At 42.4% G+C, this 11165-nt stretch carries 6 protein-coding genes; 2 read left to right on the forward strand and 4 right to left on the reverse strand.

The annotated features are described in order from the left end of the window. Nucleotides 1-707: 707 nt before the first annotated feature. Complete coding sequence (locus tag V7K97_RS13845) at nucleotides 708-3128, forward strand: sucrose synthase (protein ID WP_334801611.1); 2421 nt, start codon at nucleotides 708-710, stop codon at nucleotides 3126-3128. Between the two features lie 149 nt (nucleotides 3129-3277). Next, nucleotides 3278-3448 (forward strand): hypothetical protein, encoded by a 171-nt coding sequence (locus V7K97_RS13850; RefSeq protein ID WP_334801612.1) that lies wholly within the window; start codon nucleotides 3278-3280, stop codon nucleotides 3446-3448. Nucleotides 3449-3774: 326 nt separating this feature from the next. Here V7K97_RS13850 and V7K97_RS13855 read toward each other — a convergent pair whose 3' ends face one another. The 4 genes from V7K97_RS13855 to V7K97_RS13870 form a co-directional block, all read right to left on the reverse strand. Then, a complete protein-coding gene (locus tag V7K97_RS13855; RefSeq protein WP_334801613.1) occupies nucleotides 3775-7395 on the reverse strand; it encodes a response regulator in 3621 nt (1206 codons plus the stop codon). A gap of 685 nt (nucleotides 7396-8080) precedes the next feature. Further along, nucleotides 8081-8971: a hypothetical protein gene (locus V7K97_RS13860; protein WP_334801614.1), complete on the reverse strand. Its 891-nt coding sequence runs from the start codon at nucleotides 8969-8971 to the stop codon at nucleotides 8081-8083. A gap of 58 nt (nucleotides 8972-9029) precedes the next feature. Next, nucleotides 9030-9308 (reverse strand): GlsB/YeaQ/YmgE family stress response membrane protein, encoded by a 279-nt coding sequence (locus tag V7K97_RS13865; protein WP_334801615.1) that lies wholly within the window; start codon nucleotides 9306-9308, stop codon nucleotides 9030-9032. Nucleotides 9309-10007: 699 nt separating this feature from the next. Beyond that, the gene (locus V7K97_RS13870; protein ID WP_334801616.1) at nucleotides 10008-10778 is read right to left on the reverse strand and encodes a hypothetical protein; all 771 of its coding nucleotides are present in this window, start codon (nucleotides 10776-10778) and stop codon (nucleotides 10008-10010) included. Nucleotides 10779-11165 lie beyond the last annotated feature (387 nt).

The following is an 11165-nucleotide window of genomic DNA, read 5'->3' on the forward strand; positions in this document are numbered from 1 at the left end:
GCATCATTGCTGATTTTTTTCTTCCTCCTCTACTGCATAACTCCTTACTTCTGTCAAATTTTCTGTTAAGAAAGATGTTTATAATGGATAGCTTATAAAGGGGGGAAACAGTAAATCCAGTTCCCTCCCCAATACATACCTCCGGTGTACACACAAGTCTTATAACCTAGCCCCACAAAGTTTTGATCCCCCCTAACCCCCCTTAAAAAAGGGGGGGAAAGAATCAAAGTCCCCCAATTTATCGGAGGATTTAGGGGGATCAAGCCACATTTTGCACTTAGGCATCATGTAAAAATAAGTTGTACAAAATTTGTTTGGAATAGCTTGCTAAATCTAGCTTTCACACAAAAATTGTTCAGGTTATTTTTACACAAATTCTTAGCACAAAGATGTGTGTACACCGTAGCTAATACATACGGGGAGGGTAGGGTGGGGTTCTTGTACCTCACAAGGGACGAGAACTGCTACATATCAAAATAAATAAAAATTGTATTCCTTTAGTTAGAGCCAAAAATACTGAGTCATAGATACTTTAAGGAAAGTAGAACATAGATTTAAGTGCCTGCGGAAAAGTTGATATTTGTAGGTACACAGATGAATCATATTTATCTGTGTCATTTCCTGTTTATATGCGGTTCAAGAGAAGGTAGAGGCTTGTCTCGCCTTGAAAGTCAAGAGTGCAAACATCGTCATCTAGTGGAGTTGCTATGTCTGAATTGCTGCAAGCAGTCTTAGATAGTGAAGAAAGAAGTGATTTGCGTTCCTTTATTAGTGAATTACGCCAACAAGAAAAGAAGTACTTGTTACGGAACGACATACTCAATGTATATAGTGAGTATTGCTCAAAATCCCAGAAACCTGAAGCTTTTTACACTTCCTCCGAGTTAGGCAAACTCATTTACTATACTCAGGAAATTATTCAGGAGGACTCCAACTTCTGTTTCATTATCCGTTCTAAGATTGCCAGCCAAGAAGTTTATTGGTTGACATCAGACTTGAGCATTCAGCCGATGACGGTGCAGGATCTGCTGGATTTGCGCGATCGCTTCGTCAATAAATCTCATCCTAATGACGGTGGCCTGCTAGAGTTAGATTTCGGGCCATTTTATGACTACACTCCAGTCATCCGCGACCCCAAAAATATTGGTAAGGGGGTGCAGTTTCTCAACCGCTATCTTTCCAGCCAACTATTTCAAGACTCCAAACAATTGCTGGACAGCTTATTTAATTTCTTGCGCCTGCACCACTACAACGGAGTTCAACTGCTAATCAACGATCGCATTCAATCACAGCAGCAACTTTCCGAGCAAGTTAAAAAAGCGATCGATTTTGTCAATAATCGTCCCAACGATCAACTATACGAACAATTCCGGCTCCCATTGCAAACAATGGGTTTTGAACCGGGTTGGGGTAACACCGCAGCGCGAGTGCGGGAAAGCTTAAATATTCTCGATGAATTGATTGATTCTCCCGACCCTCAAAGTCTAGAAGCCTTCATCTCTCGCGTCCCGATGATTTTTAAAATCGTCTTAGTGTCAGCTCACGGGTGGTTTGGACAAGAGGGCGTTTTGGGGCGACCTGATACTGGTGGTCAGGTAGTTTACGTCCTCGATCAAGCAAAGAGTCTAGAAAAGCAGCTACAAGAAGATGTCCTGCTAGCTGGTTTAGAGGGATTGAATGTCCAGCCAAAGGTGATTATTCTCACCCGCTTGATTCCCAACAGTGATGGCACCCTTTGTAATCAACGCCTAGAAAAAGTCCACGGTAGCGAAAACGCTTGGATTTTGCGAGTACCTTTACGGGAATTTAATCCCAACATGACTCAAAACTGGATTTCCCGATTTGAGTTTTGGCCTTATCTAGAAACTTTCGCCATTGACTCAGAAAGAGAACTCCGGGCAGAATTTCACGGCACACCTGACTTAATAGTTGGTAATTATTCTGATGGGAATCTAGTGGCGTTTTTGTTGGCGCGACGGTTGAAAGTTACCCAATGCAATGTTGCTCACGCGTTGGAAAAATCTAAATACTTGTTCAGTAACCTCTATTGGCAAGATTTGGAAGATAAATATCATTTTTCTTTGCAATTCACTGCTGATTTGATTGCGATGAATGCTGCCAATTTTATTGTTAGCAGCACTTACCAAGAAATTGTCGGCACACCCGATAGTGTGGGACAGTATGAATCTTACAAATGCTTCACCATGCCGGAGTTGTATCATGTCACCAATGGAATTGAATTATTTAGTCCCAAATTTAATGTCGTACCGCCTGGAGTAAATGAGAATTACTATTTTCCTTACTCCCAGACTCAAGATCGAGTGGATAGCGATCGCCAACGCCTTGCAGAAACACTATTTACCCTAGAAGATCCCGCCCAAATCTTTGGCAAACTCGACGATCCTAGTAAGCGTCCTCTCTTCTCAATGGCGCGTCTTGACCACATCAAAAACCTCACAGGTTTAGCCGAATGCTTTGGTAAAAGTAAAGAATTACAGGAGCATTGCAACTTAATTTTGGTAGCGGGTAAGTTACGTGTCGAAGAATCAGGCGACAACGAAGAACGTGACGAAATTATCAAACTCTACCAAATCATTGACCAATACAATCTCCACGGAAAGATCCGTTGGTTGGGTGTGCGTCTTTCCAAAACTGATTCCGGTGAAATTTACCGAGTCATTGCCGATCATCAGGGAATTTTTGTACAACCAGCTTTATTTGAAGCTTTTGGTTTAACGATTTTAGAAGCAATGGTTTCAGGATTACCGACCTTTGCCACACAATTTGGTGGACCATTGGAGATTATTCAAAATCAGGTTAATGGTTTTTACATTAACCCGACAAATTTAGAGGAGACAGCTACAAAAATTTTAGACTTCATCACTAAATGCGAACAAAATCCTAATTACTGGAATGAAATTTCTCAGGGAGGAATTGAGCGGGTTTACACTACTTATACTTGGAAAATTCATACTACCAAGCTGTTATCATTAGCACGAATTTATGGCTTCTGGAACTTTACCTCAAAGGAAAATCGGGAAGATTTATTACGTTATATTGAAGCTTTGTTCTATTTAATTTACAAGCCAAGAGCGCAACAACTATTAGAGCAGCATAAGCACCGTTAACAATTCCAACTCCTAACTCCTGTACAGACGCGATTAATCGCGTCTCTACTCCCAACTTCCAGCTCCTAAGCTAATCAGCATTTACAGCTATTTTCAGGTAAATAGACCACGCGGTAGGGGCACAGCAATGCTGTGCCCCTACGACAGATGTGGTTCAAATACACGAAAACTGCTGTAAGTTGCATAATCAAGGCGGGCAAGATGCCATTCAATACGGTTCGGTTAAGGGAAGAGACGCGATAAATCGCCGTCTCTACAAAGGACTGATTATTGTAAAGACGGCGATTTATCGCGTCTTTGTGATCTACGATCTGTCATGAAAAAACCTTATCCGAACCGTATTGAGATGCCATTGGTGTCAAGTTAAGCCAAAATCCCTTTAAAACCTCGTTTCCAGCCTCTGGCTGGAAATGCATCTCATTGGGCTGCCGCCTCAAGACTGGCGGCAGCAGCCCCAACGACGGGCATTCCCAGTCAGAGACTGGGAACGAGATAATCTCTAAAAGCTTGTTCTAGGCTGGCTTTCACGTTAAGTTGACACCAATGGCAAGATGCCCACCCCACAAGATGTTGAGAAAATTTTAATCTGCAAATTAGATGTGTTTTAGCTTAACTCCTAACTCCTAACTCCTAACTCCCCACTCTCTCACCGATACAGCCAAACCCGGAGTAGTGAAAGCAGTTGCTCAGGATCTACAGGTTTTGTGATGTAGTCAGAGGCTCCAGCTTGGATGCACTTTTCCTTGTCACCTGGCATAGCTTTGGCAGTTAAAGCAATGATTGGTAGTGAGCGAAACTGTTGTTGCAGGCGGATGGCGCGGGTGGTTTCGTAACCATCCATTTCTGGCATCATGATATCCATCAAAACGATATTAATTTCAGGATTAGCTTGCAGCGTCTCGATGCCATCTCTGCCATTTTCGGCAAATAGCACTTGCATTTGATAGCTTTCTAAAAAGCTGGTGAGGGCAAAAATATTTCGGAGATCATCATCGACAATCAAAATTTTCCGATTAGCCAGCACCGGATCTGTTTGATGTAGTTGCTCTAACATTTGACGCTTTGGTGGGGGCAAATTTGCTTGCACCCGATGCAAAAACAGGGCAGTTTCGTCTAATAACCGCTCTGGCGATCGCACGTTTTTAATAATAATTGTTTCTGCTAGTCCCCGCAATTGGGTTTCTTGTTGGCGGCTGAGTTCCTTGCCGGTATAGACGATGATCGGTAGTTTCAAAAGTCTGGGTTCAAGCTTGATCTGCTCAATTAGTGTAAACCCGGTCATATCGGGCAGACCGAGATCGAGTACCATACAATCAAAGTGATGCGATCGCAAAATCGAGAGGGCTTCTGCCCCCGTACCCACTGCTGTACTCTGAACATCGCCGTTACCAATTAGTTCGATAATACTTTGGGCTTGTACGGGATCATCTTCTACGACGAGGAGATTTTTTACTTGACGCTCAATAAAGCCTTTAATCTCAGTCAATACCTGAGTTAGCGCTTCTGGAGAAACAGGTTTTTGTAGATAGGTAATGGCGCCTAGCTGTAATCCCCGTTGCTTTCTTTCATCAACAGAAAGTATATGTACTGGTATATGTCTGGTATCTGGCTGATGCTTCAACCGATCCAGCACCGTCCAACCATCCATCTCTGGCATATAGATATCTAACATAATCGCATTGGGTTTAAACTGTTGTGCGAGTGCTAGACCTTGTTTGCTCTGTAAAGCAACAATCGCTTTAAAGCCCTGCTCACGCGCCATATCTAGTAAGATGCGGGCGAATTTATCATCATCCTCGATAATTAGCAAAGTGCGATCGCCCGGTTGAATTATTTCTCGGTCATCTGGAATTTCGCTGGGTAAGGTGGTAAGTACTTTCACGGATGGAGAAGTATCTAAAATCGTAGGTCTGCTTTCGACTATTGACACTTCTCTTATAGTCGATGCTGTGCGGATAGAGGTATCAAGGGATGGTGTAGTGAGAGTATTTTCACCATTTTTTTCCTGTCGCCTGGGCAAGAAAAGGGTGAAGGTGCTTCCCTGTCCTGGTTCGCTGACTAGTTCAATTCTCCCTCCCAACAGTTGAGCCAATTCGCGGCTGATGGACAAGCCTAAACCAGTTCCCCCATACTTGCGGCTGGTGGTGCCATCTGCCTGCTGAAATGCCTCAAAAATAATCTTCTGCTTCTCGGCTGCAATGCCTATACCCGTGTCGCTGACGGCAAAAGCAATCATCAGATGATCAACTTCGGCTATTCGTAACTTGACGCTTCCCTGTTCCGTAAACTTAAAAGCGTTAGCTAGGAGATTTTTCAGCACTTGTTGCAGGCGTTTGGAGTCGTTATAAATTGTCGGGGGTAACTTCTCATCCAGTTCAATAGTAAAACTGACTTCTTTGTTGTGGGCAACTTGTCGGAAAGTCTGCTCTAGAGATGTCTCCAAATCTGCAAAAGCAATTTGCTCAATATCGAGGGACATCGTACCCGACTCAATTTTTGCCAAATCTAGAATGTCATTAATCAACTCCAGCAAATCAGTACCAGCCGAGTAAATAGTCCGGCTGTATTCTACCTGTTTGTCGGTTAAGTTGCTAAGAGAGTTATCTGCTAGCAGCCTTGCTAAAATTAACAGGCTATTTAGCGGTGTCCGTAACTCGTGGGACATATTCGCCAGAAATTCAGACTTATATTTGGAAGACAACTCCAGTTGTTCAGCTTTTTCTTCCAAAGACTGCCTCGCCAGTTCAACTTCCTGGTTCTTGCGGGCAACTTCCTGATTTTGCGCTTCTAACAATTCTGCCTTTTCTTCTAGCTCCTCATTGAGTTGTTGTAATTCTTCGTTAGACTGCTTGACAAGAAATTGTGATTCCTCCAACTCCTGGGCCTGTTCTTCTAGCCGTTGATTGCTTTGCTGTAGTTCTTCTTGCTGGCTTTGCAGTTCTTCTGTTAAAGTAACAGACTCTTCAAGTAGTTGCTGGGTTTGCACTTGTGAGGCGATGTTATTTAAAAATACACCCAGATTTTCACTCAATTGCTCTAGAAATGTCAGGTGTAACTGTTTAAAAGTCCCGAAAGAGGCAAGTTCAATTACGGCATTTACTTCGGACTCAAAGAGTATAGGTAACACAATAATATTTAGCGGCGGAGCTTCTCCCAAGCCGGAACTGATGCGGATATAGTCACTGGGAACTTCCGTGAGGAGGATTCTTTGTTTTTCTAAGGCGCATTGTCCTACCAATCCCTCGCCCAAGCCAAACTGATTTGCTAAATTTTTACGTTCTTTATAAGCATAACTACTTAACAACTTCAGCACTGGTTGGTCGTTTGTAGAGTCCATCACATAAAAAACGCCTTGGGATGCTCCAACCAGTGGTGCTAAATTCGACAAGATCGTTCGAGACATACTTTCCAGATTTCGCTGCCCTTGGAGCATCTGGGTAAATTCAGCTAAGTTAGACTTTAGCCAGTTTTGCTCTTCATTTTTTTGAGTTGTGTTTCGCAGATTAAAGATCATCTGGTTGAAGGTGCGCGTCAACACACCAATTTCATCTTGGCGATCGCTATCTGGTAAACTCACCGATAAATCCCCATCCGCCATTTTTTCTGCCAAATCAGAAACTCGCTTGAGCGGTACTGAGATATGTCTAGTCAGGGCGAATCCGATCAAACCTAAGAGCAAAGAAAATAAGGGAATACTACAAACAATACTCGCGATCGTTTGGTGTCCAGCAGCTTTTGCCTTAGCAGAGCGCTTTTCCAGCAGTGTATTCTCCTCGTTTTTCATTGCCTGGATAAGTTGCTGGATTTTATCCATCAGCTGCTTACCCTGGTCTGTCAGCACAGCTTTTTGGGAAGCTTCTAAGCCCTGGCTTTGCCGTAGCTCAATGACATCTTTCATTACAGCCATTCTTTCAGTTAGGAGTGGCTGTAAAATGTCAAGCCGATTTTGTTGGTTGGGGTTATCTGCTGTTAACCTCAAAAGTTCCTTGACTTTTTGATTCATTACTTGGATGGCAGCATTATAAGGTTCTAAATAGCGCTGTTCTCCAGTAATAATGTAACCGCGTTGCCCAGTCTCAGCATTTGTCAGTTGCAAGTTGAGGTCTTCAAGCTGACTTAACACCTGGTAGGTATGGCTTTCTTGGCGCGAAGTTTCAATTAGCTCATTGGTGCTTTGGTAGGAGATTAGACCAATGGTGGTCAGAGTTGCCAAACTCAGGGCAAAACTTACTCCAATCTTGGTTCCAATCTTCAAACGGTTCAGCATTCTTCCACGCAGGTATTCAAATTATTTCGGTTTTTGAGACTATTCTGATGGTTTTTTAACTATCCAAAACAGATTTAGGATATTTCATTTTTGTGGGATATGTCTAGTTTTTGCACCCCAAATATTATTTGTATCCTAATATATTTACAAATGTCACCTAAATAAGTATGTAAATATAGCATTTCCCAAGCTATTAAGGTACACCCGTAGGGGCACGGCACTGCCGTGCCCCTACACCTTGCGATATAATGTTGTACCTCATCTGAATGGGAACAGCTATAATCTATTCCTCTAACATTCTGATAATCAAAAAGAATAACCCTTTAGATAGCATAACTTCTTTCAAAAGAAGCAATAACCTTATTTTATAATTCAATCTTGCGGTGGATGATTAAATACTTATTCTTAAACTATAAAGAATAAATTGAACATCAGACTTTAGTTACTAAAAAATCGTGGCTTTCATTATATGAGTACAGTAATTAATTTAGCAATACCCAAATTCTGCAAATTGCAAAAGGTAGAATTTATCGGTGGCTTAGGAATTATAATATGTTGCGATCGCTAAATAACTTTGGGGCTTGACAAAAAGCCTGAATAGTAAAATACAACCTATACTCGGAGAATATGTAATTTATAGGATAAGTATATTCCTAAAACCTCTTGATATTAACTTGACGTTTAACTAGAAATTTATAATAATCTGGCGATCGCTTCTAGCTGCATCAAGTTCACATTGGCTATAGATAGTAAAATGCTGGATGTTGTTACTCTCTAAAATAGCCCTCGCACCTGCTATGTAAATATCAGTGCCTTTTATAACTATTACGTAATGGTCAAGGGTGAGATGATGATCGTAATATCTAGCTAAATCATCAGGAATCCCTAAATGAGCGTACTTATCTTGGGAGTTGGTGATATTTTCTGCATAAATATCACTTAGATTGCTTGTATTTTTAGCACCTATCGATACTTGATTCATCGGAAAGCCAGCAGTTCTCAGTTCAGTAAGCGCTCTTTCGGTATCTTGGTGCGTGTAAAAAACACCAAGTGCGTGTTTATAGCGACTATTTGGGGTGGAGTATGGCTCATAAACCCCCCACTGTTGAAGATCACGGTGATTAAAAATCCTCTTAGCAAGACGAGTTTCTATGTCTATGCCGGTTACTATCACCAAATAGTAACCTTTACAGACAAGATCGCTGTAACCCCGTGCTTGGTTTTCTGGAATTCCTAAACTTAGAAGAAAAGTAGGCAAACCACCTGCTAAAGTGGTAGCGATCGCAGTTGCTTCTTTCCCGGCTAGGATGACTGGACCGATACCAGGAATTACCCAGAGGACTAAACCACCTAAAGCACTACCAGTAAAGGCTCCAGCAAGATTCTTTTCAGATGTATTGCTAGTGTCCTCTTTAACTTCAACACCAGCAATATCACTTTGTTCTTCTGTTTTCCGTGCAATTACAGAAACTTTCTGCATCGGAAAATTAGAAGCTTTTAGTTCCTGAAGTACCAATTGTGCATCGGAACATTTAGCGAAAACTCCTATAGTTTTTCGCTCTTTTTCTAATGTCATTTTATCGGTTTATTGCAGCTAGAAGTGATTCCCAAGACTGTTAGCTAATTTGGGCTAATTACACAGCTCGACGAGTCAGCAAACCCCAAATGAAAATCAGTATCATAGCACCAAGAACAGCAAATAAAATGCTTCCAAGGGATAAAGCTCCTACAGATGCGGCGGCTGCGGAACTACTTCCTAGCAATACTTGACCCAAATAACCCCCAAATACGGCTCCAAGGATTCCTAATACAATGGTGGAGAGAATACCCCCACCTTGGGTTCCAGGATAAAATAATTTAGCTAATGCACCTGCAATTAAACCCAAAACCAGCCAAGCAATAATGTTACCCATGAAATTTCTCCTTTCTTGAGAATCTGCTTTTTTTGCTTTTGACTTTTTTATATTAAAGTTTGGCTACAAAATTTCTGATCTATCTAGAGAACTAATATCAAAAATCTTTAGAGGTTGTTTGAAAAGTCCTCTTCTTGGTAGCAAAACGTTCTAGATCCCCCTAAATCCATGCCACTTGATGCCAGTCCGCTCAAGTCGGGAAACCCGCCCACGCGGCTGGCTCCTCTACTTGGGGAGACACGCCAGATCCTCCACTTGGTGAGGCAGCCCGGTCTTGTTGCCCCAACAAAGAGGGACTGCCGAACCCGGAGGGGGAAACCCCAGACGCTCTCTACGAGACGCTAAAAGCGTAGCTTGCTTCCCTGTAAGGGTACGCGGACTCGCTAACGCTTTTAGCGTCTCCCCCTGGGACAAGACCGGACTGGCTCCCCAAGACCGCAGTGGCTCCCCGATAAATTGGGGGACTTCGATTCTTCCCCCTTTTTAAGGGGGGTTAGGGGGGATCTAGAAGTGCCTAAAATCACAGCTAAATAGTTTTCAAACAACCTCGTTAGATATCATTTGAATGTTTACCAGGTGGTGAAAGCTACAGATCCCCGACTTCTCAAAGAAGTCGGGGATCTGGTTTCGGGGATCTAGTTTCTCAGAAATAATTTAGGTGTACTCCAGTTCGATTTTTGGTAAATAATATTACGTTGTTCAAAAAAACAATTTGAATCGTGCTAGCTGGTTTTCAATTGTGACTGTGAGGATGTTATTCAGTTCTGTGGTGTCTTGGAATTGGAGAATTTGTTGTGTGGGTAAGTCGAAAGGAAATTGCCCTTCTAATTCTGGGCGTTGCATTTGCGCTAAGAGAATTTGTTCAGTTCGCTTACTTTGGATGGCATAGCCAATTTCAATACAGACATTGGGACTGGGAATTAGTTGAGGAGTTTCTTTACCATCAATGCTAGCAATGGCCGTGGTGTCAGCGATAAATAACAAACTCTTACGGATTTTTCGCATGACTGTGCGGTTAATTCGGACGGTAGCACCAGTGGGACGAGAGGATTCTACTAATGTTAGGGGAAGACGCGATCGCAAGTTTAAACTATCCAAACTTTTTCGTAGTTCTTCTCTGAGAATATTTGTCGCTGCAACATACTCAGTTTGATAAGATAAAAAAATCGTTGGTTCTAACTGAGCCAACACCGCCTGCTTGGTGAAATAAATTTCATGACTAATTAAGTCAATGTTAGAGACGCAATAACCGCCACTACCTTCAATATAAAATTCAATATTTTCCCCTTCCAGATAACGCCCAAACCAAGTTGATTTCTTAACTTCGTCACTTTCTTCCAAAAAGTCTGCTCGCAATGCTGACTTCAGCAGACTTTTTTTGCTTAAGCGAATGTCTGGCGGACGTTTTTCCAGTTCTGGAATCGGCTCATAATCCTGTAGATACCACGCCCTGAGCGCAATAATTGACATAAGACGCTATTTAAACTGTTTCTCGCTATTCAACTTCGTATAATCTTACACCTAGAGGAGTGCCTATTTCGGACTTATCTTGAAAATTGGGCATTGGGCATGAGGGAATAGCACTAAGTTAGGGACTTCCAAAGAAAAAAATATCCCAAAACTGACGCAAAAACCTCTGTATTTCTCCTCTCTCTGTGTTCTCTGCGCCTCTGTGGTTCGTTTATTTGCATAATTTATTTCTTGGAAATCCCTTAAGATGCAGCCCTTGCCCCAACTGGTTCCCAGCCTGGAGGCTGGGAACCCATTCCCTGAGGGCTGCCGCCTCCTCTTTTTTGACGAGAGGCAGCAGCCCATTCAGAATACGTTCCCAGCCTTCAGGCTGGGAACGAGTCTACA

The sequence above is a fragment of the Nostoc sp. genome, assembly GCF_036917815.1.
Lineage (GTDB): Bacteria > Cyanobacteriota > Cyanobacteriia > Cyanobacteriales > Nostocaceae > Nostoc.

Bases quoted from the DNA above. Each gene is read 5' to 3' on its own strand.
- V7K97_RS13845 (WP_334801611.1), top strand. From the start codon at position 708: ATGTCTGAATTGCTGCAAGCAGTCTTAGATAGTGAAGAAAGAAGTGAT.
- V7K97_RS13855 (WP_334801613.1), bottom strand. From the start codon at position 7,395: ATGCTGAACCGTTTGAAGATTGGAACCAAGATTGGAGTAAGTTTTGCC.
- V7K97_RS13860 (WP_334801614.1), bottom strand. From the start codon at position 8,971: ATGACATTAGAAAAAGAGCGAAAAACTATAGGAGTTTTCGCTAAATGT.
- V7K97_RS13865 (WP_334801615.1), bottom strand. From the start codon at position 9,308: ATGGGTAACATTATTGCTTGGCTGGTTTTGGGTTTAATTGCAGGTGCA.
- V7K97_RS13870 (WP_334801616.1), bottom strand. From the start codon at position 10,778: ATGTCAATTATTGCGCTCAGGGCGTGGTATCTACAGGATTATGAGCCG.